Genomic DNA, 26507 nt, shown 5'->3' with positions numbered 1-26507 from the left:
AAAATGTGTGTATGAGTAATAATAAACTTCATGAGAGGACGAGAGCACAGGAAAGCTCTGGAGCTATAGAGCGCATGTATATTACCATGAGGCATTTATTTAATCGCGGATTTTATAAGCCCATGGGTGTTTCTGGTGAAACCTTAAGAGAAGCTTTGTTACTTTTACGTCCGGAAATTTACGGCTCAATAGCAGATGAAAAAGCTGAGTTGGAAGGTCTTTTGTATGTTATGGACAGATTGCCATACGGTATAGAAGAATGTCGGTTTATAAATTTAACCAGCGATGAAGGGTATATAAATTCACATTTTAAACCAATAATTCCTCCAAAACGCCGTCGTAACTGTTACAGAATAGACGATGAGCAAATGAATATTGAGATTACCAGAGGAAGATCTGAAATCTATGATATTTTAACGCACTTAACTTTTCTTTTTATTGAATCTCATAAAATTAGTAAACGTGTTATTGTTGATGAAGAAGGAACAACATCAAGAGACTGGGTTAAATTAGAAAAGCTGGTTCTTGAAAGTAAAAAAATAACGCAACAAGAACGCGAAGTTGCAATTACACATACAGCTAATATTTTAGGGAGAACCTTTAGTGAAATTACTGGTGTTTACAATAGTTTTTCTACACCAGAACGCCCGGAGCGCTTTTTACATATTGTTTATTGGCTAGGGAAACTGGCTATAGATGAACAAGTAAATAATCACAAACGTACCGTAAGTTTTAGTCCTATGCTTAGAGAACGTTTAGGGCATCATATACATGGAGAAATTTGGGCTAATAATATAAAAGAAATTTTATATAAAAATAATCTTTTAGATCGCCCAATTCATGTTATAAGTGCTAATATGCATAGTGTTATGAATGCGCTATTTGCACCTAACGCCTTAAAAACTCTGGTAAACAAGAAGGACATATTCGAAGTTTATGAGGCCATAAGTCAAAGTGAAAATACAGCTTTTAGACAAAAAGTTAATAAAGAGGCATTGCAGAAGGGGATGATTTTTGTTGAAGATACTTCGGGAACCAATATTGATGTTCAGATTTTTGATACTAAGAAAATCGATTTCTCCAAAACAGATTTGAAATGTGATGTTGAAAAAATAAACGAGGAGGCTCCGGTAATTTTAGTTATGGATTATGCGTTTGGAGAACAGGCGTATGAAACTATGGATGAACTTTTAAAACCATACATAGTTGGAGAAAATAAAGTGCATTTAAAAGTTGATTCCGTTTCCATAATGGGGAAAGCCGGTATATTAGAAGGGGTAAAAGGCGATATTATGATTCCTTCTGCTCATATCTTTGAAGGTACAGCAGATAATTATCCGTTTAAAAATGAACTTTGTAAGTCCGATCTGGATGATAATGGTATAGATGTTTTTGAAGGTGCTATGATTACGGTTTTGGGAACCTCACTTCAGAATAAGGACATCTTAAAGTTTTTTTATACTTCTACCTGGAATGTTATTGGGTTAGAAATGGAAGGGGCACACTATCAAAAGGCTATTCAGTCGGCATCTAAAGTAAGAGGAAATATAGGAACAGACGTAAAAGTGAGATATGCCTATTATGCCAGTGATAATCCGTTGGAAACCGGAAGTACTTTAGCTTCGGGAGGCTTGGGAACCACAGGAGTAAAACCTACTTATTTAATAACTAGAAAAATTTTAGAACAGATTTTTAATTAATTTCAATGAATACAAACCTGCCAAACCAATCTAACTTACCACCAAACCAACAAAACTCTTCAGAAGAAGTCGATTTAATAGTCTTATTTAATTATATAGGGAAAGGGTTTTCTAACTTTTTCAATTTTATAGGAAGGTTGTTTAAGGGGCTTTTTAAGGCATTTATTTATACTTTAAAACCGATTGTTAATTACGCAAAGATTTTTGCTATAGTTATGGCTGTTTTGGCTTTAATAGGGTTTTTTGTTGATAAGAAAAGACCTGTTGTATATAGTTCTTCTATGTTGGTTAAACCGTATTATGATTCCAAATATCAGTTGGTAAATAATATAGATTACTATAATTCGCTTTTAGAAAATGAAGATTATACAAATATTTCCAGAATATTTGGTGTAGACGAAAACACAGCTAAATCCATAAAGTATTTTGAAGTAGAACCTGGACCAGAATCAGAATCAGATCGTTTATTAGAGTATGAAGAATTTTTATCGTCTGCAGATTCTGCAACAGCTAATAATTTTACTTACGAGAAGTATTTAGAGGGGAGAGATATTTATTCATCTAAAATTTTTAAAATTAATGTCGAAGCATTAAAGAATAATATATTTCAAAATTTAGAAAAAGGATTAAGTACAACGTTTGAGAATAAATATTCGCAGACTTTAATGAAAAAGAAGAATCAATTATTAGAGTTTCAAGAGAAAAATTTATACGGTTCTTTAAGTAAAATTGACTCCTTGCAAAAGGTTTATATATCTGTTTTAGAGGAAGAATCGAAGTCTCAATCGAGAAAAGGAGTAACAATTGGAGATGGATTGACATTTGAAAAAGATAAGTCTGTAACCAAAGAATACGAATTATTTAATAGAGAAGTCCAGTTAAGACATCAACTAGTGGAGCTGGAAGAAGAACGATTGAAAGAAGATGTTTTATTTGATGTTGTATCAGGTTTTCAGGAAGTAGGTTATAAATCATCTAAAATTTATAAAAGATATTTATTGGTTTTACCAATACTCGGATTTATAATTTTCTATGTATTAATTGCAGCATCAAAAATCTTTAAATTTATAAAAAGCTATGAAGGATAACACTTCAATTTTAGTAACCGGTGGAGCAGGTTTTATTGGCTCTAATTTTATTACTTATTTTTTAGAAGAAAATCAAGATATTCATATTGTTAACCTGGATAAATTAACTTATGCCGGAGATGTAGCCAATCTTTTGGAGGTTAAAGATAACTCTAATTACACATTTGTAGAAGGGGATATTTGTGATCGTGCATTAATTGAAGATTTATTTGAAAAATATAATTTTTCTGGAGTAATTCATTTTGCTGCAGAATCTCATGTAGATAATTCTATTAAAAATCCTGATGCTTTTATTCAGACTAATATTTTTGGAACCTTCAACTTAATTGATGTTGCTAAAAAGTATTGGATGAATGGTCCTTTTGAATTTAAAGAAGGGTGTGAAAATAATAAGTTTCATCATATTTCTACAGATGAAGTATATGGAACTTTGGGTGAAACCGGTTTGTTTTTAGAATCTACACCGTATGCACCTAATAGTCCATATAGTGCTTCGAAAGCTTCTTCTGATTTTGTTGTAAGAAGTTACTTTCATACTTATGGAATGAATGTGTTAACGACAAATTGTTCGAATAACTACGGACCAAAACAGCACGATGAAAAATTAATTCCAACCATTATACGTAAAGCCTTATCGGGTGAAGAAATTCCTATTTATGGCGATGGTAAAAATATCCGAGACTGGTTATATGTGTTAGATCACTGTAAAGGGATTGCATTAGTTTATGAAAATGGGGTGTTTGGTGAAACTTACAATGTTGGAGGAAGAAATGAACGTGATAACCTGTATATAGCCAATACCATTTGTGGTATTCTGGATGCTATCGAACCAAAAGAAGAGTCTTATACTAAGCAAATTACTTTTGTTAAAGATCGTGCGGGACACGATTTTCGCTATGCTATTGATGCTACAAAATTAGAAAATGAATTAGGATGGAAGGCTGACGAAAATTTTGAATCGGGTATTAAGAAAACCATTGAATGGTATATCAATAAATATAAAAATTAATTATGAAAGGAATTATTTTAGCCGGAGGGTCAGGTACCAGACTGCATCCGCTAACATTATCAGTAAGTAAGCAATTAATGCCTATTTACGATAAACCCATGATTTACTACCCATTGTCTACTTTAATGTATGCCGGTATAAAGGAAATTTTAATCATTTCCACTCCGAAGGATTTACCCTTATTTAAGGATTTACTTGGAGACGGAAAGAAATTTGGATGCCGTTTTGAATATGCCGTTCAGGAACACCCTAATGGGCTTGCAGAAGCATTTGTTATTGGATCGGATTTTATAGGTGATGATAAAGTGGCTTTAATTTTAGGTGATAATATATTTTATGGAACTGGGTTAGCCAACTTATTACAGGCAAATAACGACCCAGAAGGAGGTATTATTTATGCCTATAGAGTTCATGACCCTGAACGCTATGGAGTAGTGGATTTTGATGAAGAAGGACATGCAATTTCAATTGAAGAAAAACCTGTAAACCCAAAGTCCAATTATGCAGTACCAGGTATTTATTTTTACGATAATTCTGTGGTTGAAATTGCTAAAAATATTAAACCAAGTCACCGTGGAGAATTAGAAATAACCGATGTTAATAAGGTTTATTTGGAGCAAGGTAAATTAAATGTTAGTATTTTGGATCGAGGAACAGCGTGGTTAGATACAGGAACATTTCAGTCTTTAATGCAGGCATCGCAATTTGTTGAGGTTATTGAAGAACGTCAGGGATTGAAAATAGGTTCTATAGAAGCAGCAGCATATGAAATGGGCTATATTTCTGCAGAAGAATTTGAAGCCTTGGCTCAACCATTACTAAAGAGTGGTTACGGGAAAAATTTATTGGGATTATTAAATAAAAAATAATGAAAGTTACAGAAACAAAATTAAAAGATTGTTTTGTTATAGAACCCCAAGTGTTTGGTGACAAAAGAGGGTATTTCTTGGAAACTTTTAATGCTCTTAAATTTAAAGAATTAACTAAACAAGATGTAACTTTTGTGCAGGATAATGAATCTTTTTCATCTAGAGGAGTATTACGAGGACTTCATTATCAAACAGGAGAACATGCTCAGGCAAAATTGGTTCGTGTAGTTAAAGGAGAAGTTTTAGATGTGGCTGTAGATTTAAGAGAAAACTCACCAACTTTTGGTCAACACGTTACTGTTAAATTAACAGAAGACAATAAAAAACAATTATTCGTGCCACGAGGATTTGCTCATGGTTTTGTTGTTTTGAGCGAGACTGCAATTTTTTCATATAAATGTGATAATTTTTATAATAAGGATTCAGAAGGCGGGATTATTTATAATGATAAAACTTTAAATATCGATTGGGAAATTGATGAAAGCGAAATGTTGATTTCCGAAAAAGATATGGTTTTACCAACTTTAGAAAATGCTTTTGTATGATAAACGTTTTAGTGACCGGAGGAAACGGACAATTAGCGGCATGCATAAAAGATGTTACTAAAGAAATTAACCTCGTAAAATGTATTTATACGGACTCTGAAGACTTGGATATTACAGCTGAGGACAAGGTAAACCAATATTTTAAGGACAATAAAATTGATTGGGTTATTAATTGTGCGGCTTATACAGCTGTAGATAAGGCAGAATCTGAGATGGAATTGGCAGTTAAAGTCAATAAGAATGGAGCAAAACATTTAGCAATCGCTTGTAAGAACCATAAAGCAAAACTTATACATATATCTACAGATTTCGTATTTGATGGAAAGTCGTCTAGTTTGTATAAAGAAACAGACGAAGTAAATCCTTTAGGGGTTTATGGTTTAACCAAATTGCAGGGAGAACAGGAAATTCAAAATTATTGTGAAGAATTTTTCATTTTCAGAACATCCTGGTTGTATTCAGAACATGCTAATAACTTCATGAAAACCATGTTGAAGCTGGCTGAAAGCAGAACTGAGTTAAAAGTTGTGGCAGATCAAATTGGTACACCGACTTATGCTACAGATTTAGCTGAAGTTATGCTGAAAATCATTTTAGAAGATAATTCTAAATATGGATTATATCATTATAGTAATGAAGGTGTTGCAAGTTGGTACGACTTTGCTTACGCAATTTTTGAATTAGGAAAAACTTCCATACATTTATACCCTATTAAATCAGTAGAGTATCCTACACCGGCCGAGCGGCCTAAGTTTAGCGTTATGGATAAGTCGAAAATAAAAGAAACTTTTAAACTAGAAATTCCTTATTGGAGAGATAGTTTAAAGCACGCTATTAACAAATTATAAAATATGAATAACCTATTACAAACCGCCATAGAAGCTTCGATTAAAGCAGGAGAGGTGATAATGCAAGTGTATAATACACCTTTTGATGTTGAATTGAAAGATGATAAATCACCTTTAACTGAAGCTGACAAAAAAGCTAATGATATCATTAATTCGTTTTTAATTCCAACAGAATTACCCATAATTAGTGAAGAAAATAAGCAGACTGATTTTACAATACGGAAAACATGGGATACCTGTTGGGTTGTTGACCCCGTTGATGGAACTAAAGAGTTTATAAAACGTAATGGTGAGTTTACAGTAAATATAGCCTTAGTAGAGGCAGGAGTCCCTGTTTTAGGTGTTATTTATGTACCTGCAGTTCATACCTTGTATTATGCCGATGTAAAAAATCAGAAAGCATTTAAAGCAGTATTAAACGCTCATGAATTTTCTATGGATTTTATAATTGAAAATTCTAAAGTACTAGAACCTAAAGAAGCTAATTCTGATTTAGTACAGGTTGTCGGAAGTCGTTCTCATATGAGTCAGGAGACTTTAGATTTTGTAGATACACTTAAGGAAAAGGGTAGTGAAGTTGAAATTGTATCTAAAGGTAGTTCTTTAAAATTCTGTTTGGTGGCAGAAGGGCAGGCAGACGTATACCCAAGATTTGCTCCAACCATGGAATGGGATACAGCTGCAGGTCAGGCTATTTGTAATGCAGTCGGTATAGAAGTAATCTCTAAGGAAACAGATAAGCCCTTATTGTATAACAAAGAGAATTTATTAAACCCTTGGTTTTTAGTGTCTAAATAATGCAGGATAATTCAAGAAAAAGGCATATTGCAAAGGCGATAACCTGGAGAATTGTAGGTACTATAGATACCATAATTTTGTCCTGGTTAATTTCTGGTGACCCGCTTACCGGACTTAAAATAGGTTTTGCTGAGGTGGCTACTAAAATGCTTTTGTATTATTTACATGAGCGTGCCTGGTTTAAGGTACCCATGCCGGAAAGTAATAAGCGTCATTTGCTAAAAACAGTAACCTGGCGAATGGTAGGAACCCTAGATACTATGACTCTGGCCTGGTTAATTTCCGGAGATCCGCTTGTCGGATTAAAAGTTGGTTTTACAGAGGTTTTAACTAAAATGTTCTTCTATTATTTACACGAAAAGGCATGGTATAAAATTAACTACGGCCTTGAAAACAGAAAAGTACACGACTAATGAAAGAGAATATTATACCACACGATTATCAGATATCTAGAGGTGATCGTAGAAATAAAAATGCACATAATTCCTTTTTGCTTTGGTTTACAGGACTCTCGGGTTCTGGTAAATCGACTATAGCCAATGTTGTAGAGCAGAAATTATTCGAGAAGGGAGTAAAAACCTATACACTTGACGGTGATAATATTCGTAAAGGAATTAATAGCGATTTAACTTTTGCACCAGAAGATCGTACAGAAAATATTAGGAGAATAGCCGAAATTTCTAATCTGATGATTGATGCCGGAGTGGTTACTCTGGCTGCTTTTGTGTCTCCTTATAAAAAAGATAGGCTAAATATTAAAAACATAGTTAAAGATGATAACTTTGTTGAAATCTATATAAATACCAGTGTAGAGGAATGTGAACGCCGTGATGTAAAAGGTCTTTATAAAAAAGCAAGAGCTGGAGAAATTAAGAACATGACAGGTATTTCAGCTCCTTATGAAGCTCCAGAAAATCCGGATATTGAAATTAAAACAGAAGAAGTGTCTATAGAGGACGCTGCAAATAAAATAGTAGAATATATATTACCCAAATTAAAAATATAAAGCGATGAGTAGTAAGTATTATTTAAATTATTTAGACGAATTAGAAAGTGAAGCAATATTTGTCTTGAGAGAAGTGTGGGCGCAGTTCCAGAATCCTGTAATCTTGTTTTCAGGAGGTAAAGATTCTATTGTAGTTACACATTTAGCCAAAAAGGCATTTTATCCTTCAAAAATACCATTCGCTTTAATGCATGTGGATACAGGGCATAACTTCCCTGAAACTATAAAATTCAGAGATGATATCATTAAGGATTTAGGTGTAAATTTAATTGTGGGTTCGGTACAGGAATCTATTGATGAAGGTCGTGTTGCAGAAGAAAAGGGTAAAAATGCAACGCGTAATGCACTTCAAATTACTACGCTTTTAGATGCTATAGAATCTAATAAAATAGATTGTGCTATAGGAGGAGGAAGACGTGACGAGGAAAAGGCAAGAGCTAAGGAACGTTTCTTCTCTCATCGTGATGATTTTGGACAATGGGATCCTAAAAACCAACGTCCGGAACTTTGGAATATTTTTAATGGTAAACATTTTGAAGGAGAGCATTTCAGAGCGTTTCCAATTAGTAACTGGACAGAAATGGATGTTTGGAACTATATTAAAAGAGAAAATATCGATATTCCTTCTCTATATTTCGCACACGAGCGTGAAGTAGTTTGGAGACAAGATGCATGGATTCCAAATTCAGAATTTTTAGTGTTGGAAGAGCATGAAGAAGTAGTTACTAAGAAAATTAGATTTAGAACCTTGGGAGATATTACCATTACAGGTGGTATAGAATCAGATGCAGATACTTTGGAGAAAATTGCTGATGAGGTTTCTGGTATGCGCCAAACGGAGCGTGGTAACAGAAGCGATGATAAGCGATCTGAATCTGCAATGGAGGACAGAAAACGTCAGGGATACTTTTAAATTAACTATTAATCATTTAAGAATACGTACATATGTTAGATAATAACCAATTATTAAGATTTACAACTGCAGGAAGTGTAGACGATGGAAAGAGTACCTTAATTGGTCGTTTATTATACGATTCAAAATCTATTTTCGAAGATCAGTTACAAGCTATAGAAAACACCAGTAAGAAAAAAGGACATGAAGGTGTAGATTTAGCGTTGTTTACGGACGGTTTAAGAGACGAACGTGAGCAAGGAATTACCATAGATGTAGCTTACAGATATTTTACAACACCAAAGCGTAAATTCATTATAGCAGATACTCCTGGACATATTCAGTATACCCGAAATATGGTTACAGGAGCTTCTACAGCCAATGCAGCTATAATTTTAGTAGATGCACGTCATGGTGTAATTGAACAAACAAAAAGACATTCATTTATAGCGTCTTTATTACAAATTCCACATGTAATTGTGTGTATAAATAAAATGGATTTGGTGGATTATTCTGAAGAGGCCTATAATAAGGTTATTGAGGAGTTTGAAGAGTTTTCATCAAAGCTATTGGTTAAAGATGTTAGATTTATCCCTATTAGTGCATTAAATGGAGATAATGTAGTAAATCGTTCAGAGTATATGGACTGGTATCAGGGAGCTCCATTATTACACACTTTGGAAACCATGCACATAGCGAGTGATGTAAATAAAATTGATGCACGTTTTCCGGTACAAACTGTTTTAAGACCACAAAACGAATCTCACAGAGATTACCGTGGGTATGCAGGGCGTTTGGCCAGTGGAATTTTAAGAGTAGGAGATGAGGTAACTGTCATGCCTTCTGGTTTTACATCTAAAATAAAGTCGATAGATACTTTAGATGCCAGTTTAGAAGAAGCTTTCGCTCCAATGTCAGTTTCAATTACATTAGAAGATGATATTGATATTAGCCGCGGAGATATGATTGTGAAATCTAATAACAAACCGGAAGCGTCTCAGGATGTAGAAGTGATGTTATGTTGGTTGAATAATGTGCCGGCTAAGCCAAGAGCGAAATATAGTATACGTCATACCTCTAACGAGCAGAAGGCTATGATTAAAGAAGTGGTTTACAAATATGATATCAATACCTTAGATCGAAATACAGACGATAAGGATTTAAAAATGAATGATATTTCCAGAGTTAAAATCCGTACCACCAAGCCTTTAATGTGTGATCCATACAGAGAAAACAGAACTACAGGAAGTATTATCTTAATTGATGATGACACTAATGAAACTGTAGCAGCAGGAATGATAGTGTAAATATCTTTGTTTACAGAATTTTAATAGTATTTTTGCGTTTTTATATTGAAAAAGTAATTATTCAAAATTACTGTCCTCAAGTTTAAACATGAAGAAAAAAATACTAATTATATTTGGAACTCGGCCAGAAGCCATAAAAATGGCGCCATTGGCAAAAGCTTTTTTATCTCAAAATGAAGTGTTTGATACAAAGGTTTGTATAACCGCTCAACATAGGGAAATGTTGGATCAAGTACTTCATTTTTTTGAGATAGTTCCTGATTTTGATTTAGATATTATGAAGCCTAATCAAAATCTATACGGTTTAACCGCAGACATAATCAATGATTTAAAGCCTGTTTTAGAACAATTCCATCCAGATTATGTTTTTGTGCATGGTGATACTACCACTACCATGGCAACCAGTATTGCTGGTTTTTATTCCGGTGCAAAAGTTTGCCATGTTGAAGCAGGTTTGAGAACGTTCAACTTGCAATCGCCTTTTCCAGAAGAAATGAATAGATCGGTAACAGGTGTAATCTCTAATTTTCATTTTGCGCCTACGGCTAACTCAAAGCAAAATTTATTAAAGGAAAATAAAAAAGATTCATCTATAATTGTTACAGGTAATACTGTTATTGATGCTTTGTTGTTTAGTGTTAATAAAGTGAATTCTTCAACATTTATCGATAAAGAGATAGATTATTTAAACAGCGAAGTTATTGATACTTCTAAGAAAATTATATTGGTTACTGGTCATAGAAGAGAAAATCATGGTCAAGGATTTCAGAATATTTGTGAAGCATTAAAGGAAATAGCATTACAACATCCAAATTATCAAATAATTTATCCCGTTCATTTAAATCCTAATGTTCAAGCTCCAGTTTATGAATTGTTATCAGGTGTAACAAATATTAAATTAGTAGCACCATTATCTTATCCATCATTTGTTTGGTTGATGGAAAAATCTTATTTAATAATTACAGATAGTGGAGGTGTACAAGAAGAAGCGCCTAGTTTGGGAAAGCCAGTTTTAGTTATGAGAGATACTACTGAAAGACCAGAAGCTGTAGCTGCGGGAACAGTAATTTTGGTTGGTACAGATAAATCAAAAATCATAGCGGAAACCAATAAATTAATTAATGATAATGATATTTATATATCTATGAGTACTCGTCATAACCCTTATGGAGATGGACAGGCAAGTAACCGAATAGTAGATTATATTAAAAATTTAAAGTAGAGAATGAAACAACCAGAAGTTGTAATGATTGGTTTAGGTTACATAGGTTTGCCTACAGCAGCTTTAATCGCACAAAACAAAATTAAAGTTCATGGAGTAGATATAAACTCTAAGGTGGTAGAGACAATTAATGCAGGAAAAATTCATATAGTAGAACCTGAATTAGATTTAGCAGTTGCCAAAGCGGTAAAAGGGGGCTATTTAGCTGCAGATACCTTTCCTGTAATGGCGAATACTTATTTGATAGTAGTTCCTACACCATTTAAGGGTAAAAATGAACCAGATATTTCCTTTGTTGAAGCTGCAACCAAGTCTATAATTTCATTGTTAAAAGAAGATGATTTATATATTATAGAATCTACGTCTCCTGTTGGAACAACAGAGAAAATGATGGATTTAATTTATTCTGAAAGACCAGAATTAAGAGACAAAATTAACATCGCATATTGCCCAGAACGTGTTTTGCCTGGGAATGTAATGTATGAATTGGTTAACAATGACCGTGTTATTGGTGGGGTAGATGATAAATCTACAGAAAAAGCTATAGCTTTTTATAAACAGTTTATAAAGGGGGATTTACATAAAACGAATGCACGAACTGCAGAGATGTGTAAGTTGGTAGAAAATTCTTCTCGAGATGTTCAAATTGCATTTGCTAATGAATTATCACTGATTTGTGATAAGGCGGATATAAATGTTTGGGAGCTTATAGAGTTAGCAAATAAACATCCAAGAGTAAATATCCTTCAACCAGGATGTGGAGTTGGAGGGCATTGTATTGCTGTCGATCCGTATTTTATTGTTGCTGAGTACCCAATGGAATCTAAAATTATTGGAAAAGCTAGGGAAATAAATAATTATAAATCTTTTTGGTGTGCAGAAAAAGTTCAAACTGCTAAACTCGAATTTGAGTTGAAAAATGGAAGAAAACCAAGTATAGCTTTAATGGGCTTAGCATTTAAGCCAGATATAGACGATTTAAGAGAGTCACCTGCTAAATATATAGCTCAAAAAGTACTTCAGAATTCGAATAATGAAGAATATTTTATTGTAGAACCTAATATTACGGAACATAAAGTATTTAAAATTACAGACTACAAAGAGGCTGCTAAAAAGGCAGATATTATTGCATTTTTAGTGGGGCATAAGGAGTTTAAAACATTAGAAATAGAAAAAGATAAAGTGGTATTAGATTTTTGTAATGCAATTTCTTAGATTAATTTTTCCGATTACACCAATGACTTCAAGGGCTCATTTTTTGAACACAAGCGTTGATAATTTTACAATGAGGGAAACTGTTGACAGAATAAATCAGTCAATTGTAGAAAATATCCGATTACGACATGTTGTTGTTAATGCATCCAAAATTGTTGAAATGCAGCGCGATTTGGAACTAAGGAAAAGTGTTAATAATTGCGATATTATTAATGCAGATGGAATGGCTGTAGTTTGGGCTTCGAAAATATGTGGCAAGCCATTAAAGGAACGGGTCGCAGGAATTGATTTAATGGAGAACCTAATTGAATTAGCTCACAATAAAGGATACAAAGTTTACTTTTTAGGCGCGAAGGAAGAGATTGTGTCAAAAGTTGTAAATCATTACTCAAAAAAATATAGTAAAGATCTTATCGCAGGGTATAGGAATGGGTATTTTTTAAAAGAAGAGGAAAAAGATATTGCTGCGGAAATTTCTAGCAGTGGAGCACAACTATTATTTGTTGCTATAAGCTCTCCTAAAAAAGAGAATTTTTTATACCAAAATAGAAAGGAATTGTCCAAAGTGAATTTTACTATGGGCGTTGGAGGTAGTTTTGATGTTGTTTCAGGTTTGGTTAAAAGGGCTCCTCTCTGGATGCAAAATTCAGGTTTGGAATGGTTTTATAGGTTTTTACAGGAACCTAAACGTATGTGGAAACGATATTTAGTAGGTAATTCTAAATTTTTATTATTAGTGCTTAAAGAAAGGTTAATTGGTTCTAATTAGTGTTTGAATTGATTAAAATACTTTAAAAGTATGTTCTTCGTAAACAGATTCTATAAATGCTTTTGTTTTATTTATAGAATATAGTGTAAAGGCCTTTGGATGACCAATGATAACAAAATTACCGTTATTTCCAGTATTTTCTTTGTATTTTATAAAAGCCTTTTTTAGAAAAGAGGCTTTATATCCATCAATAGAAACAACACTATTGGAGTATTGAGACATTAATTTTAGTATTTCCTTTTTAGGTTTTGAAATAGCAGAACCGTTTCCGAAAGCAAGGTGTTTACTATCTTTTTTTAGTTTTTCAAAAGCAAAACGCCAAAAGAAAAAAGGACTTATTTTGTAAGAACTTATAGGGTATTCTGTAAAATATCCATCAGGATGAGGGATAGTTAAATCATCTTCAAATTTATATTCTGTTTTGTATTGCGGTACGTTTTTAAAATTGTATTCCTGATGATTTGATGCATGATACCCCTTTGGGAAAACCGTGCTATCTAAATAAATTCCAGAGTCTTTTAAAGCTTGTTTTATATGATAAAAAGGTTGAGCACTCCAGCCTCCAGCACGATAGGCAACTGCCTTTTTACCAGAAATACTTTCTAAAATACTAGCATATTTTGTTACAATGCTATAAGCTTCTGCTTTAGAGAAATCCTGAAGCTTATATTGAGAAGTGTCAAAAATCCACTTTTCTCCATTATAGCTGCTATTTTCCCAATGTGGATGAATATGTAATTCTATACCATGGCCGTTCAAAGAAAGCATTTTTATTTGTGAAGTAATTTTATGGTAATCTTCATTTAATCTAGGGAATGTTTCTTTGTATTCTCTTAATTTAGAAACATAACCAACATCTACAAAAAACACTAATTTTATCTTTAAGGGATCTACAATTTTAAGAAGCTCATTGGTTGGAGTTATAATACAGTCTTCAACACCTCCGCTTCGATCACCAAAAAATAATTCATAATCTAAAGTGATATAAATATTCATAATCTATATTTTGTAGTTGTTAATAATCATAAAAGGGAGACAAAGTATATAATATAATATTTGTTTTGGCCTCGAAATAATTGATTCCCAGGCATTATCTTTCTTTATTTTAATTGTTTTGTTCGTTTTTAATCTGTTTCCCCCTATTATATGAGGCATTTTAAACTCTTCATTTAAGGTTTTATTTTCGGTTTCAGAGTTTAATAAATTATTGTAAATCGTTTCGATGGTTTTATTTGGGTTCTGTACTAAATCTTCATAACGTACTTTTATAATATTTTTATTAGTCCAACAGATTAATTGACCAAAGAAATTAGTTAACAAATAATAAAAAATAGTGTTTAAAGGTTTGCGAGGGGTTTGTACCTGTTTGCTAAAAGAATTAATAACACCTCTTACGTCTCTTACAACATAAATTCCTTTTATATTAAAGCCAGTTATTTGATTTAATAGTAAAAAACGGCCAATGTATTTTGAAGAGTCTAAAATCCATTGTTTTTTGCTGTGTTTAGTAATGGAATTAAACAATTGTTTTTGTGAAATAACATAATCTGGAGATGCTTTTTTGCCCAATAAAATCAACGGGATATACCGGTGACCTTCTTCGTTATTTTGTTTTTTTTCACAGATCTCAATTTTGTCTTTAGGTAGATTTAAATCATCTATAACTTTTTTCCAAAATGTACATTTATGAACTGAATCTCCACATGAACACGATGAGTCGTTTTTAAAATAAGTGTAAAATTGATGTAATTCTCCAGAAGTTAAAACTTTATTAGTGCTGTTTAATATTGTTGCTAATAATGTTGTGCCACTTCGTCCTGAACCTAATAAATATAGAATGTTATTTTGTTTCAATAAAAATGATTTTATGTGCCACAAATTTATGTATAAATTTAAAAGCACATCCCATGTTTCATTTATTATATTTAACTAGTTTTGCTTTTTCAATTTATAATTGTAAAATAGGATTATTCCTGCTTAAAGAAGAAGTAATTGCTAAAAAAAATTCAAGAAAATCAAGACTTTTCCGAAGTTCTTAAGAAAGGAATTGTAGCTCTGTTAATTAGAGTTATGGGCTTTTTAGCAGGCTATATATTTATTTATTATACTGTTAAATTTTTTGGAGCAGAAACACAAGGTCGCTTAGCTTTGAGTTTTTCTTTCATGATAATTGGTTCTTTGTTTTGTCGCTTGGGTATTGACATTAGCTTGGTAAAGGTTTTTGCGATAGAAGGCAATCTGGATAATGCAAAAGGTGTTTATTTTAAGTTACTTCCTTATATTTTAGCATTAAGTGTATTGGTGTCTTTGTTGGTATTTTATTTTTCACCAACAATAAGCGTTTTGTTTTTCGATGATCCAGAGCTTAATGTTTATTTGCAATGGACGGCTCCTTGTATAGTTTTTTATACATTTATTTTAATTAATGCAGCTGTTTTTAGAGGGTTAAGAAAAAATACGTTGTACTCCTTTTTGTTTAACGGTGGGCGATTTGTTTTTACTTTATTATTTTTTGGAGCATTACTTTTCGGTATTAAAAAAGATCCAGTTTATGCCGTTATTGCACATAGTCTGGCTATTTTTGGGCTTTTTGCAATGTCGTTTTATTATATCTATAAATTTATATTCCCAAGAGTTAAGACGTCTAAGTATCGCTCCAAAACCTTTGTTGTGCAATCACTGCCTATGTTATTTGCAGGGTCAATGATTGTTTTTTTAGGTTGGTCGGATACAATCATTTTAGGTGTATTCAGGGACAGTAGTGTTGTTGGAATGTATAGTGTTGTATTAAAAGTAGCAGCAGTTACAAGTTTTACTTTTCAGGCAATTGACTCTATTTTAGCTCCAAAATTATCTAAGGCTTTCCATAATGATGATATGGCTTTATTTAAAAGGCTTGTGAAATTTTCTACTCTGATAAATTTAGGGGTTTCGGTAGTTGTTGTTTTTGGAATTATTTTGTTTAAAGGATTTATTTTAGGCATTTTTGGGACTGAATTTTATATGGCATCCACAGCTTTGATTATTTTATGTGTCGGCCAGTTGTTTAACGCTATTTGTGGCCCTGTAGGGTCTATACTTCAAATGACAGGTCATCAAAAAGTATTTCAAAATATTTTATTTATCGCTTTAATTATAAATATAAGTTTGAACCTACTTTTGGTGAAAAAATATGGAATAAATGGAGTGGCAACAGCTACAGCAGTAAGCTTAGCGTTTTGGAATGTGACGAGTGTGGTTTATATAAAAAGAGTAATTTTTATAAAGTAAAAAATGTCGAAAGCTATTTTGAAATTAAGTGGAATTAGAGCTTTTGAGTTTTTTACAGCTCTGTTTGTTTTTGCTATCTTTTTTCAAGATTTACTTATATCAGTTTTTAATTCAAAAGTATTTAAAAGCTTGGATGAAATATCAATTCTTTTAATCTTAGCGGTGCTTGTTGTGGACATGCTTTTTAGAAACAAAGTGAATTTATTTTATTTAAGTTTAACATCAGTTTTTATTTATTTCATTTTTATTTCCATAGTTTTTGGGAAACATCATACTTTAATAGATATTCTTCTCCAAACTATTATACATTTAAAGTTCTTTATTTATTTCTCATTTTTTTATTATTATTCCAAAAATGGATCTAAAATTAACTTATTAAGCATTCTTAAATATATAGTTTATTTTTCTCTTGTTGGCTTACTATTGGAGCTCTTATTTAGGAATAGCTTTTACGATTTTATGCAAATAGAGGAGTATTTAAGGCCATACGCTAAAAAGGGTAAGGTTATTTATGGGGGATTTATTAAGGCTAATCTTCTGTCTTTTTTATTCTTAATTTATTTTGCAATTAAATCCAATTTTGGCGCTCTTATTAGTAACAAAAAGTACTGGATCTGGTTTTCTTTAATCTTTATTTTCTTTATAGCTGTAAAAAGCAGAACAGCACTGATAATGCTGTTTATTTTACCGTTTGTAAAGTTTAAACGTATTATTTTTCAACCAAAGTACATGATAGCGGCTTTTATTGGTGTTGTACTGTCTTTAATTGTTGTTTATTATAAGACAAATTTTATTGAGAAAACAATCCAAAATCTATCGTTATTTTTCACTCTGGATAGCTATTACATAAGAGGTATTATGTACTGTTTATCTGGTAAAATTTTTATTGATTTCTTCCCAATAGGGACTGGAGCTGCTACATTTGGAACAGTATTATCTGAGGGCAGTGTTGTTTATGAAATGTATCATGTAGCACATAGATATTTCTTTATTAATATGGATGGTGTTTATGATAGTAATTTCGCTTCTATAGTTGGTGAGTTTGGCTTTATAGGGGTTCTTTTATTCTTAAGTTTATTTTTTATGATGAAAAAATTCCCTGCCGAGGTATATCATAAAAATTTGTTTATAACCTTAAACTGGATAACCATTTTTTATTGTTTAACTACTCCTTTATTTATGAATAGTTTTTTTGCATTAGTGCTAGCTTTTGGTTACGCTCACGTTCATAATATTAAGACCATAACTCCATGAGAATACTAATTGTTAGTAACATGTATCCGTCTAAAGAAAAGTCTTTTGCGGGTATTTTTGTTAAAAATCAATACTTAACACTTAAGTCACTTTTACCTAAAGATAGTTTTATAGATGTCTTTTATATGGAACGAAAATTTACTACCAAAATCGGTAGTGTGTTTAAGTATGTTAAGACTTTTTTTAAGTTTTTTCCATTTTTATTTCGGAGATACGATATAATTCATCTGCATTATTTTTTTCCGTTAATTTATCTTGTTAACCTGTATAAGATTTTTCATAAAGAAACAAAGGTTGTCGTTACTTATCATGGTTCTGATTTAACAAAAAAAGTAAATTCAAAAAATCAGTATCAATTAAAGAAGCTAGCCAGTAAAGTAGATTGTCATATTTCTGTAGGAAAGGCACTTGGTGATATTCTTGTTGAAAAATTGGACGTTCAATCTGATTTAATTTTACCTGTAGGTGTTAATGATAAGGTGTTTTTTTATGAAAAAACAAAAAAAGTATATGACTTTGTTTATGTAGGATCTTTTGTTCATAGAAAGGGAGTCGATCTAATTATAGAGGCAGTTAAACGAATGAATTCGTCAATATCGATTTGTTTTATAGGTCAGGGTGATTATTTACACGAGATAGAAGCTTTAGTTAATAAATACAGCAATGTGTTTTTATACGAGGGGTTAACACAGCAGGAAATTCAAAAAATATTGGTTAAAAGCAAGTTTTTATTATTGCCTACCAGAAATGAAGGGTTTCCTACATCAACTATAGAGTCTATGTATTGTGGTGTTCCTGTTCTGGTATCAGACATTCCACAGACCAAAGAACAGGTGTTTGAAGGGGAAAACGGATTTATTATACCTGTAGATAATAGTCTGGCTTTATTGGAAAAAATGGAGTTCTTAGCAAAAATAGATGTTATCCAATATGACGAAATGGTTGAGAAAACCAGGACATATTTCAGGGAAATTTCTTTGACTGGCGTATGTTTAAAACTAATTGAAATATATGAAGGTCTGAATAGTGAAAACAATTAAGTTTTGTAAAAAAAATAATATTAAGTATTAGTTATGAAGTATTATCCTTTTATTCTTTTAGTTATTTTAAGTTCTTTAAAATTTAATGCTCAAAATGAGAAAAAAAATCGTTTACGTTTTACGGATGATTTTAATACACTTCCTTCCAGAGAAAAGGGATATAGAAATTTTGAAATCACGGATTATAACTGTTTTTTGATGGATACAATTTCGGGAAAAGGAAGAATGAATGATGGTTATTTAATAACCGAAATGAATAGAACGGGTGTATCTGGAAAACCAAAAAGGACTGAATTTGGAGTTGATTTAATTAAGGGGCTTAATAAGGTTCAATTTTTAGGAATTAGCATTAAGATTCCTAATTCATTTAAGTTCGATCAATCGAATTTAGGGCGTCAAATTATGATTTGTCAATTTCATAGTAAACCGGCTCCTGGCTCTACATGGAATCATTATGTCAAATACAACCCGTTTAATAGACCAAGTATAGCTTTATTTATAGTAACTAATGATAACGAAAATTACTATTTAGTTTTGAAATATGGAAATAATGGGAAATCAGAATTTGAATATAAAGATGAAATATGGTCTACTATAGCAGTAAAAAAAATAGAATTGAATAATTGGATTGATATTGTAATTGAGGCTAAGTGGAGTCGTTCAAATTCAGGTTATATAGCTTCATGGTTAAATAATGAACCATTTACACCTTTTAATGGTGTGCATAATAAAGTTTATGGAGCAAATATGCATAATGAATCTCCAGTATATTTTAAGTTTGGTCAATATCGTTATTTTGATGATTCTCATATACATCAAATTTATTTTGACGAGCTTAGAATTGGAGATAGTTTTGATCAGGTGACTTTATATGATGAGGTTCCTAAAATGTTTACAATTCAAACTGATATGGGGTTTATAAAGAATCATGAGTAACACCATAGAAAGTTCTCCTATTATGGATAAATTAAAATATGCAGTATCATTTTTGGTAGCATTTACTTTGCCTATGTTTATGAGGCTAAATAATATTGTTCTGGGAGTGTATATTGTTATTTTGTTATGTGATAGTATAATTTATAAAAGAAAAATTATATCAATCACTGGTATAAAACAGGCAATCCCTGTTGTGGTGTTTTTTATTTTAGCTTTTGGTTCAGCTTTAGATTTTGAAAAAATTTTAGTTTTAAAATACTTAGAAAAATATTGGTCCTTATTATTAATGCCAATGCTCTTTTTAGGTCAGGAAAATGGGTATGAGACTTATAAACTAAAGTTGTTTAAGGGTTTGGTTTATGGATGTTTTGTTACACTACTTATTTGTAATTTTAATGTTATTTATGAAATAATATCGCATAACGAACCTGTTAATTATTTTTTCAGATGGAGACATTTAGGTCATGAGTTTAGTAAAATAGCAGACACTCATCCAGCATATTTAGGCTTATTTATTTGCATGTCTCTGTATTGCATTCTTAATAAAATTGTTGATTTTAATAGAATTGTAAAGCTGGTTTTACTTGCTGGTTTTACTATAGGAATGTTCCAGTTAGCGAGTAGGGTCGCATTATTGATTTATATTATTGTGTGGTGTATTTTCTTTATTAAGTTACTAAGAAGGGAATTTAAATGGGTAATTCCTGTAGCTATAGTGTTTATTACAGTCATAAGCGTATTTTTTACGTTTGGAAGTGAGTACTTAAAGGATAGAGTGTTTTCTTATGATTCGGTAATGAAAGACGATCGATTTGAGAGATGGGGTGTGTCGTATGAAATATTTTTGGAACATCCTTTTTTAGGTGTAGGGTTTAAGGATATAACAAATGAAAGAGTTTTAAAATACCAGGAGAAAGGGTATATGGTGGCCGCTAAAAGAGAGTATAATGCCCATAATCAGTTTTTTGAATATTTATCGCTAAATGGTATTGTTGGAGGTATTGTATATATATTATCTTTTGGCTATTTGTTAGCTGTGGCCGTAAAGAAAAAGCAATATGTATTTATATTTTTATTTGGTTCTTTTTTTGTTGCAAATTTAACAGAGTCTATGATGGTAAGGATTCAGGGTATTGAATATTTTGCTTTATTTGGCTCTTTATTTATTAGTAAGTTTAATTATAAAAATGCTTTAAGGTAATGGCGAACAATGAAATAGTTTTTTTTAAGAAAGCAATCTATTTAATTTACTTGGTTCTTTTTAAAAATACCCCTGAAGATTATAGACCCTATGCCTTGATTTTTCCGACGGTAAGAAGTTTTTTGGTGAGAAATTATTTAAAGCGTTGCGGTTTAAAGCCACGAGTTAAAAAAGGAGCGGAGATATCTCCTAATGCATCATTAGGAAACAATTCAGAGCTTGGCACGAGGTGTATGATACAAGCCAATGTTTATCTTGGAGACAATGTTATTATGGGGCCAGATGTTAAAATATATTCCAGAAATCATAATTATGCTAGTTTGGAATTACCCATCCAAAAACAAGGTAAAATATATCACCAAACATATATAGGAAACGACGTCTGGTTGGGAGCGAATGTAATAGTTACAGCAGGGTGTAATATTGGAAATCATGTTATTGTGGCGGCAGGCGCTGTTGTTACAAAAGATATTCCTGATTTTGCAATTGTAGGAGGCGTACCTGCAAAGATTATTAAGTACAGAGAATAACGTTTAATGCATTTTTTTAACAGTATAAATTATTTTAGGTTTAATAACTATGGTTTAATTAAGAAGATCAAGATATAAATGATTCAAATATTAAAAGGAAAAGTCAGTCTATACATAATTCCATTACTTTTATGTATAATGTATGTTCTTGAATCTTATTATAAGGTCGTCTTTTTTTATAGTGGAAAAACAACAGATTTACTTCAAATTACTAAGGGAATTGTTTTTGTTGGTTTTTTAGCTTACATCTTAAAAAGGCAGGCTAAAACACTATGGTTAACAAGTATTCTTTTTTTAACATTCGCTATAGGACAATGGGCATTACCGAGTATAATGTTAAAACCAGCTTTAATAGCCTTTATTAAGTTAATTTTTCCTTTAATTTTATTAATTTTTTTCTCCGTATTTGAGTTGTCAAATAAACAGAAGGTCGTCTTTTTTAAGGTTTTTGAATACATTATTGTCTTTAATTCAGTACTAATTTTAGTAGGATTTCTGTTTAATGTAAAAGTGTTTAACACATATATAGGATCTCGATTTGGATATAATGGTTTTTTTTTAACATCGGCAACAGGATCATATGTTTATAGTATAGTCCTTATTTATTTGCTTGCAAGGTACAAGCATACCGTATTTAAAAAGCCAACCAATCTTATTATAATTTTATCAATAATTCTTATTGGAACTAAAGTTTTATACATCTTTTTAACTAGTTTCTTTTTTGTTTATTTATGGTGTTATTCGAAAATAAACAGGAACGTATTAATTGGTAGTACTTTAGGATTAGGATTGTTAGGTCTATATGTGTTTTTTTATAAGTACGGTATTTTTAATGAAATAAGGCAAAGAGACGGCTTGTTATCTTCATTAATGTCGTTTAGGAACGATTTGCTCTTAGAACAAACTATTCCATTTATAAAGGGAAATTGGAACGTTATAAATTATCTTTTTGGAGGGGTCTCAGATTTATCTACAAAGTCTCAAATTGAATTTTTTGATATTTTTTATTTTTTCGGAATACTTGGAGGTATATTATACTTTTATATATTTTTTAAAACTTTTTTAGTTTTTAAAACCGAAATTCAAATTAGTGTTTTATTGGTTGTATTGTTTATTTTAATACTTTTGGCAGGAAATTTTTTCAGCTATACTTCTGTAGCAATATATATTGTTGTATTAAGAGAATATTTTAAAAAATCGGATTTATCTGTTACGAAAAATAATGGAATGATTTAATTGTTCGTTTCTTTTGGAAACGATGAGTAATTAATTTGAGCCAGTATTTTAAGTTGTAGATTTTTAAATCAACTTACTTTTTATTTTTGCAAGATTGCATAATAATTTTCAATTAAATTAGTTTATAAGCTAGCTAACAACCAACATAGTTAAGTGAATTCATTTAAGCAAGGTCGATATTCCGGATATTTAAGGCCAATTTCCTATACGATTGATTTAGGTATAATCAATGGCTTGGCTTTATTGTTTTTTTTTAAAAACGTGAATCCGTTTTTGTTTATTCCCCTAGTATCTTGTACCTGGATTATCTTGTCTATTTATTCTAAGTTTTACGAGGTTTACAGGTTTACCAGGCCTGTAACAATTTCTGGTTTATTATTTAAACAATGTGTGTTATTTACTTTAATTGTCTTCGCTTATTTTGGTTTTCGTCATAATTTAAATGTAAATTCTATAGTTGTTTTACGATACATTGCTTTTGTTTTCTGTCTTATTGGTATTGCTAAATTTGCGGTGTATTATTTATTACAAAAATATAGGGCATCGTTTGGTGGTAACTTAAGAAATACTGTAATAATAGGAAGTAACAGGCAAACCCTTGCTTTGGAGACATTTTTTAATTCGAACCCGGAATACGGTTATACCTTAAAAAAAGTATTTAATTTAAAGGATAAGTCTCAGGGATGTTTAGAAGATTGCTTTCGGTTTATTAAAGATTATGGGGTTGACGAAATATATTGCTCTATATCTGAATTGTCGAATAAACAGCTACTTGAGGTTACAGATTTTGCGGATAATAATTTAAAAATACTTAAATTTTTACCAGATAATAAAGATATATACTCTAAAAAACTCAAATACGAATACTACGATTTTATTCCGATTCTGTCTTTGCGTGATATCCCGATGGAAGATACCGTAAATCAGTTTTTTAAGCGGTTATTTGATATTATTTTTGCTTCAATTATAATAGTGTTTATTTTATCTTGGTTAACGCCATTATTGGCCATATTAATTAAGTTGGAATCTAAAGGCCCTGTCTTTTTTAAGCAGTCCCGAAACGGATTTAACTATCAGGAATTTTATTGTTATAAGTTCAGATCCATGACGCCAAATGATAATGCTCATTTACATCAGGCTACTCGTGGCGATAATCGTATTACCAAGGTTGGAAAGTTTATTAGAAAAACCAGTATAGACGAATTGCCTCAGTTTTATAATGTGCTTTTCGGAGATATGTCCGTTGTAGGCCCTCGTCCACATATGGTAAGTCACACTAATATGTATGCAAAGCGTATAGATAAGTTTATGGTAAGGCATTTTGTAAAACCGGGAATAACAGGACTTGCTCAGGTTAGTGGATTCAGAGGGGAAGTGGAAACAGATAAGGACATTATTAACAGAGTGAAGTATGATATTTTTTACATAGAAAACTGGTCTATTTTGTTAGATCTTAAAATTATCTCACAAACGGTTTTAAACGCTATAAAGGGTGAAGATAAAGCCTATTAGGTTTTTAGTTTTTCGGTTAAAATATCTAACTGTGTATTCAGGTTAAAATGAATTCTAGCCGTTTCAGAAATAGCAGTATTTAATTCAGAGGTAAAGTCTTTATGGGATAAAGAATTAATGGTTTGATTTAATTGAGAATAATTTCCTGCCTCTACCACCCAGCCTAAGTGATGTTGTTTTATGATATCTTCTCCTTCGCCACCCCCAAAATAAAGCATTGGAAGGCCTAATTTAGCGTATTCAAAAATTTTAGAAGGTACAGATCCGTAAATTCGATTTAATAGCGGTATAATGGTTATATCGTATTTGTATAAGGCCTTATGAAGTTCGTGTCTGCAAAGTTCACCATGAAACGTAATTGGTAATTGCGGATGTCGTTTAATAAAATCTTCAATTTTACTTTGTTCTGCACCCGCCCCGTAAATATGAAATTCGATATTGGAATAATCTAACGTTTCACACAGTTTAAATATTCCTTGTGCGATGCCTAATAAACCGGCATATACCATTTTTATTTTTTCACTTTTATTATTCTTTAAGTTTGGGATAGAATGTTCAATTATGGGATAATTTCTGTAAAGCAACGTAGATTTATTAGGAGCAATGGATTTTACATGTTTAATAATTTCTTTGCTCTGACCTAAAATCAGATCTGCTCTTTTGTAATTGAAGGTTTCTATATGTTCCAGAATTTTATAATTCAGATTTTTAGTTAGCGCACCTAGTTCTAATCCGGCAATAGGCCATAAGTCGCTGACATTTAAAATTAGGTTTCTATGCTTTGATTTTAAAAATAGCATGCAGGTGAACGCAACCAGTAGAGGAGGAGATTGCACAATAACAGTTTTGGGTATTTTACAGAAAATAAAGAACCAAATGAGACTAAAGCTGTACGATAACATGGCGAATAAGCGCAATAATTTATTTTTGGAGTTACAGGCATAAATCCATAGCCTGTATATTTTAACGCCTTGTTCTGTTGATGTGTTTTTTAATTGGCCTTTGTAAGCCTTAAATATTTTTCCAGTGGGGTAATTCGGCAGAGGTGTGGCAACTGCAACTTTAAACCCTTTGTTTTTAAGACCATGAGCAAGATGATAAATTCTGTTAGAGGCAGCTCCAATTTCGGGAGGATAGTAACTTGTAATTATCAATACGTCTCGCTCAGGCATATTATAATTCAATTAAATGATTAATAATGCGTTCGGCTGTTTTGCCATCCCATAATTCTGGAATTTGTCCGTGAGGCCAGTTTTTAGAAAACAGATCATTAAAGGCCTTTTCTAATAAATCGGAATCTGTTCCAACGAGTCGGTTTGTTCCTAACTTACAGGTTTCCGGGCGTTCCGTATTTTCCCTTAGAGTTATGCAGGGAATATTCATTACTGTGGTTTCTTCTGTTATACCTCCGGAATCTGTAAGTACGGCAAAAGCATGTTTTACCAGATAATTAAATTGTAAATAGCCTAAAGGAGAGGTGAAATAAAGGTTGTCAAAATTTAAGTTTAAATCGGTTAACATTGTGCGTGTTCTTGGATGAACAGGGAATATAATCGGCAGATTATTGCTAAACTTTACAATGTTAGTTATTAAGTTTTTTAGTTGTTTACCTTCATCTACATTTGAAGGTCTGTGTAGGGTTACAACAAAATAATGTTGAGGTTTTAATTTAAAATTATACCAGAATTCCGGGGGTGAAAATCTGCTTTCATGTTTTTTTAAAGTATCTATCATGACGTTCCCAACAAAGAAAATCTGTGTTTTGTCAATTCCTTGGTGTTGTAAATTTTCATTGGCATAACAGGAAGTGGTAAAAAAATAATCTGTCAGACTATCCGTTACAATACGATTTATCTCTTCAGGCATTTGCATATCCCCAGAGCGAATTCCGGCTTCTACATGAGCTACTTTTATACCAGCTTTTTTGGCGACAATGGTACAGGCCATGGTTGAGGTTACATCTCCAACTACTAAAACCAAATCACAGGGATGTTTGTTTAATTCGTCTTCAAAGGCTATCATTATTCCGGCTGTTTGCTGGGCTTGTGTTCCGCTTTTTATGTTAAGGTTTATATCTGGATGCGGAATCTTCAATTCTTCAAAAAAGGTGTCGCTAAGGTTTTTGTCGTAATGTTGCCCGGTATGTACCAATCGGAATGATATTTGGAAACCCTTATCCTGTTTCTTTTTAATAGCTTCAATAATTGGTGCTATTTTCATGAAATTTGGGCGTGCTCCCGCAACTAGGGTTATTCTCATA

Annotated in this window: 26 protein-coding genes; 22 read left to right on the top strand and 4 right to left on the bottom strand. The window is 31.8% G+C overall.

Annotation, left to right across the window (positions count from 1 at the left end):
* The first annotated feature begins 11 nt into the window (after positions 1-11).
* The 14 genes from I3217_RS12925 (at position 12) to I3217_RS12860 (ending at position 13268) form a co-directional block, all read left to right on the top strand.
* The gene (locus I3217_RS12925; protein ID WP_435050179.1) at positions 12-1700 is read left to right on the top strand and encodes a DUF6909 family protein; all 1689 of its coding nucleotides are present in this window, start codon (positions 12-14) and stop codon (positions 1698-1700) included.
* 5 nt (positions 1701-1705) lie between these two features.
* A complete protein-coding gene (locus I3217_RS12920) occupies positions 1706-2788 on the top strand; it encodes a hypothetical protein (RefSeq protein WP_435050178.1) in 1083 nt (360 codons plus the stop codon).
* Entirely contained in the window at positions 2778-3797 is a 1020-nt protein-coding gene (gene rfbB, locus I3217_RS12915; protein WP_435050177.1) for a dTDP-glucose 4,6-dehydratase, read from the top strand. The genes I3217_RS12920 and rfbB overlap by 11 nt, the downstream gene beginning before the upstream one ends.
* 2 nt (positions 3798-3799) lie before the next feature.
* A complete protein-coding gene (rfbA, locus tag I3217_RS12910; protein ID WP_435050176.1) occupies positions 3800-4666 on the top strand; it encodes a glucose-1-phosphate thymidylyltransferase RfbA in 867 nt (288 codons plus the stop codon).
* Positions 4666-5211 (top strand): dTDP-4-dehydrorhamnose 3,5-epimerase, encoded by a 546-nt coding sequence (gene rfbC, locus I3217_RS12905; protein WP_435050175.1) that lies wholly within the window; start codon positions 4666-4668, stop codon positions 5209-5211. The genes rfbA and rfbC overlap by 1 nt, the downstream gene beginning before the upstream one ends.
* Positions 5208-6059, top strand: coding sequence for a dTDP-4-dehydrorhamnose reductase (rfbD, locus tag I3217_RS12900; protein ID WP_435050174.1), 852 nt, complete (start codon positions 5208-5210; stop codon positions 6057-6059). The genes rfbC and rfbD overlap by 4 nt, the downstream gene beginning before the upstream one ends.
* Positions 6060-6062: 3 nt before the next feature.
* Positions 6063-6857, top strand: coding sequence for a 3'(2'),5'-bisphosphate nucleotidase CysQ (gene cysQ / locus I3217_RS12895; RefSeq protein ID WP_435050173.1), 795 nt, complete (start codon positions 6063-6065; stop codon positions 6855-6857).
* Positions 6857-7270 carry a DUF2061 domain-containing protein gene (locus I3217_RS12890; RefSeq protein WP_435050172.1) on the top strand — a complete coding sequence of 138 codons (414 nt, stop codon included), beginning with the start codon at positions 6857-6859 and terminating at the stop codon, positions 7268-7270. The genes cysQ and I3217_RS12890 overlap by 1 nt, the downstream gene beginning before the upstream one ends.
* Positions 7270-7863, top strand: coding sequence for an adenylyl-sulfate kinase (gene cysC / locus I3217_RS12885; protein ID WP_435050171.1), 594 nt, complete (start codon positions 7270-7272; stop codon positions 7861-7863). The genes I3217_RS12890 and cysC overlap by 1 nt, the downstream gene beginning before the upstream one ends.
* Before the next feature lie 4 nt (positions 7864-7867).
* Positions 7868-8776, top strand: coding sequence for a sulfate adenylyltransferase subunit CysD (gene cysD / locus I3217_RS12880; protein WP_435050170.1), 909 nt, complete (start codon positions 7868-7870; stop codon positions 8774-8776).
* Positions 8777-8808: 32 nt separating this feature from the next.
* Complete coding sequence (cysN, locus tag I3217_RS12875) at positions 8809-10062, top strand: sulfate adenylyltransferase subunit CysN (protein ID WP_435050169.1); 1254 nt, start codon at positions 8809-8811, stop codon at positions 10060-10062.
* Between the two features lie 88 nt (positions 10063-10150).
* Positions 10151-11284 carry a non-hydrolyzing UDP-N-acetylglucosamine 2-epimerase gene (gene wecB, locus I3217_RS12870; RefSeq protein WP_435050168.1) on the top strand — a complete coding sequence of 378 codons (1134 nt, stop codon included), beginning with the start codon at positions 10151-10153 and terminating at the stop codon, positions 11282-11284.
* A 3-nt stretch (positions 11285-11287) separates the two neighbouring features.
* Entirely contained in the window at positions 11288-12499 is a 1212-nt protein-coding gene (gene wecC, locus I3217_RS12865; RefSeq protein WP_435050167.1) for a UDP-N-acetyl-D-mannosamine dehydrogenase, read from the top strand.
* Positions 12486-13268 (top strand): WecB/TagA/CpsF family glycosyltransferase, encoded by a 783-nt coding sequence (locus I3217_RS12860; RefSeq protein WP_435050166.1) that lies wholly within the window; start codon positions 12486-12488, stop codon positions 13266-13268. The genes wecC and I3217_RS12860 overlap by 14 nt, the downstream gene beginning before the upstream one ends.
* Before the next feature lie 12 nt (positions 13269-13280).
* Here the strand turns inward: I3217_RS12860 and I3217_RS12855 are convergent, their stop codons facing one another.
* Positions 13281-14264 (bottom strand): hypothetical protein, encoded by a 984-nt coding sequence (locus I3217_RS12855; RefSeq protein ID WP_435050165.1) that lies wholly within the window; start codon positions 14262-14264, stop codon positions 13281-13283.
* 3 nt (positions 14265-14267) lie between these two features.
* Positions 14268-15122 (bottom strand): sulfotransferase, encoded by an 855-nt coding sequence (locus I3217_RS12850; protein ID WP_435050164.1) that lies wholly within the window; start codon positions 15120-15122, stop codon positions 14268-14270.
* A 138-nt stretch (positions 15123-15260) separates the two neighbouring features.
* On the opposite strand from I3217_RS12850, the gene I3217_RS12845 reads away from it, so the two are divergent.
* The 8 genes from I3217_RS12845 (at position 15261) to I3217_RS12810 (ending at position 24247) form a co-directional block, all read left to right on the top strand.
* Positions 15261-16538 (top strand): flippase, encoded by a 1278-nt coding sequence (locus tag I3217_RS12845; RefSeq protein ID WP_435050163.1) that lies wholly within the window; start codon positions 15261-15263, stop codon positions 16536-16538.
* Between the two features lie 3 nt (positions 16539-16541).
* The gene (locus I3217_RS12840) at positions 16542-17792 is read left to right on the top strand and encodes a hypothetical protein (protein ID WP_435050162.1); all 1251 of its coding nucleotides are present in this window, start codon (positions 16542-16544) and stop codon (positions 17790-17792) included.
* Positions 17789-18832: a glycosyltransferase family 4 protein gene (locus I3217_RS12835; protein ID WP_435050161.1), complete on the top strand. Its 1044-nt coding sequence runs from the start codon at positions 17789-17791 to the stop codon at positions 18830-18832. Before I3217_RS12840 ends, I3217_RS12835 begins: the two co-directional genes overlap by 4 nt.
* Before the next feature lie 33 nt (positions 18833-18865).
* Positions 18866-19768, top strand: a complete 903-nt coding sequence (locus I3217_RS12830) for a heparin lyase I family protein (protein WP_435050160.1) — start codon at positions 18866-18868, stop codon at positions 19766-19768.
* Positions 19761-20969 (top strand): O-antigen ligase family protein, encoded by a 1209-nt coding sequence (locus tag I3217_RS12825; RefSeq protein ID WP_435050159.1) that lies wholly within the window; start codon positions 19761-19763, stop codon positions 20967-20969. The genes I3217_RS12830 and I3217_RS12825 overlap by 8 nt, the downstream gene beginning before the upstream one ends.
* Positions 20969-21499 (top strand): acyltransferase, encoded by a 531-nt coding sequence (locus tag I3217_RS12820; RefSeq protein ID WP_435050158.1) that lies wholly within the window; start codon positions 20969-20971, stop codon positions 21497-21499. Before I3217_RS12825 ends, I3217_RS12820 begins: the two co-directional genes overlap by 1 nt.
* A gap of 78 nt (positions 21500-21577) precedes the next feature.
* The gene (locus I3217_RS12815; RefSeq protein WP_435050157.1) at positions 21578-22735 is read left to right on the top strand and encodes a hypothetical protein; all 1158 of its coding nucleotides are present in this window, start codon (positions 21578-21580) and stop codon (positions 22733-22735) included.
* A 153-nt stretch (positions 22736-22888) separates the two neighbouring features.
* A complete protein-coding gene (locus I3217_RS12810) occupies positions 22889-24247 on the top strand; it encodes an undecaprenyl-phosphate glucose phosphotransferase (RefSeq protein WP_435050156.1) in 1359 nt (452 codons plus the stop codon).
* Here the strand turns inward: I3217_RS12810 and I3217_RS12805 are convergent.
* Positions 24244-25419 carry a glycosyltransferase family 4 protein gene (locus tag I3217_RS12805; RefSeq protein ID WP_435050155.1) on the bottom strand — a complete coding sequence of 392 codons (1176 nt, stop codon included), beginning with the start codon at positions 25417-25419 and terminating at the stop codon, positions 24244-24246. The genes I3217_RS12810 and I3217_RS12805 overlap by 4 nt on opposite strands.
* Before the next feature lies 1 nt (position 25420).
* Positions 25421-26506 (bottom strand): non-hydrolyzing UDP-N-acetylglucosamine 2-epimerase, encoded by a 1086-nt coding sequence (gene wecB, locus I3217_RS12800; RefSeq protein ID WP_435050154.1) that lies wholly within the window; start codon positions 26504-26506, stop codon positions 25421-25423.
* Position 26507 lies beyond the last annotated feature (1 nt).

The sequence above is a fragment of the Formosa sp. S-31 genome, assembly GCF_051172795.1.
Classification (GTDB): domain Bacteria; phylum Bacteroidota; class Bacteroidia; order Flavobacteriales; family Flavobacteriaceae; genus Formosa.
Note: the sequence above shows the minus strand (reverse complement) of the source record. Positions and strands in the feature narration are given on the sequence as shown.

Coding starts and splice junctions, on each gene's coding strand:
- cysN (WP_435050169.1), top strand. CDS start 8,809: ATGTTAGATAATAACCAATTATTAAGATTTACAACTGCAGGAAGTGTA.
- rfbD (WP_435050174.1), top strand. CDS start 5,208: ATGATAAACGTTTTAGTGACCGGAGGAAACGGACAATTAGCGGCATGC.
- rfbA (WP_435050176.1), top strand. CDS start 3,800: ATGAAAGGAATTATTTTAGCCGGAGGGTCAGGTACCAGACTGCATCCG.
- I3217_RS12920 (WP_435050178.1), top strand. CDS start 1,706: ATGAATACAAACCTGCCAAACCAATCTAACTTACCACCAAACCAACAA.
- I3217_RS12840 (WP_435050162.1), top strand. CDS start 16,542: ATGTCGAAAGCTATTTTGAAATTAAGTGGAATTAGAGCTTTTGAGTTT.
- cysC (WP_435050171.1), top strand. CDS start 7,270: ATGAAAGAGAATATTATACCACACGATTATCAGATATCTAGAGGTGAT.
- wecC (WP_435050167.1), top strand. CDS start 11,288: ATGAAACAACCAGAAGTTGTAATGATTGGTTTAGGTTACATAGGTTTG.
- I3217_RS12820 (WP_435050158.1), top strand. CDS start 20,969: ATGGCGAACAATGAAATAGTTTTTTTTAAGAAAGCAATCTATTTAATT.
- I3217_RS12805 (WP_435050155.1), bottom strand. CDS start 25,419: ATGCCTGAGCGAGACGTATTGATAATTACAAGTTACTATCCTCCCGAA.
- I3217_RS12890 (WP_435050172.1), top strand. CDS start 6,857: ATGCAGGATAATTCAAGAAAAAGGCATATTGCAAAGGCGATAACCTGG.
- wecB (WP_435050154.1), bottom strand. CDS start 26,506: ATGAGAATAACCCTAGTTGCGGGAGCACGCCCAAATTTCATGAAAATA.
- I3217_RS12835 (WP_435050161.1), top strand. CDS start 17,789: ATGAGAATACTAATTGTTAGTAACATGTATCCGTCTAAAGAAAAGTCT.
- rfbC (WP_435050175.1), top strand. CDS start 4,666: ATGAAAGTTACAGAAACAAAATTAAAAGATTGTTTTGTTATAGAACCC.
- rfbB (WP_435050177.1), top strand. CDS start 2,778: ATGAAGGATAACACTTCAATTTTAGTAACCGGTGGAGCAGGTTTTATT.
- cysD (WP_435050170.1), top strand. CDS start 7,868: ATGAGTAGTAAGTATTATTTAAATTATTTAGACGAATTAGAAAGTGAA.
- I3217_RS12825 (WP_435050159.1), top strand. CDS start 19,761: ATGAGTAACACCATAGAAAGTTCTCCTATTATGGATAAATTAAAATAT.
- I3217_RS12860 (WP_435050166.1), top strand. CDS start 12,486: ATGCAATTTCTTAGATTAATTTTTCCGATTACACCAATGACTTCAAGG.
- I3217_RS12925 (WP_435050179.1), top strand. CDS start 12: ATGAGTAATAATAAACTTCATGAGAGGACGAGAGCACAGGAAAGCTCT.
- I3217_RS12855 (WP_435050165.1), bottom strand. CDS start 14,264: ATGAATATTTATATCACTTTAGATTATGAATTATTTTTTGGTGATCGA.
- I3217_RS12815 (WP_435050157.1), top strand. CDS start 21,578: ATGATTCAAATATTAAAAGGAAAAGTCAGTCTATACATAATTCCATTA.
- I3217_RS12830 (WP_435050160.1), top strand. CDS start 18,866: ATGAAGTATTATCCTTTTATTCTTTTAGTTATTTTAAGTTCTTTAAAA.
- cysQ (WP_435050173.1), top strand. CDS start 6,063: ATGAATAACCTATTACAAACCGCCATAGAAGCTTCGATTAAAGCAGGA.
- wecB (WP_435050168.1), top strand. CDS start 10,151: ATGAAGAAAAAAATACTAATTATATTTGGAACTCGGCCAGAAGCCATA.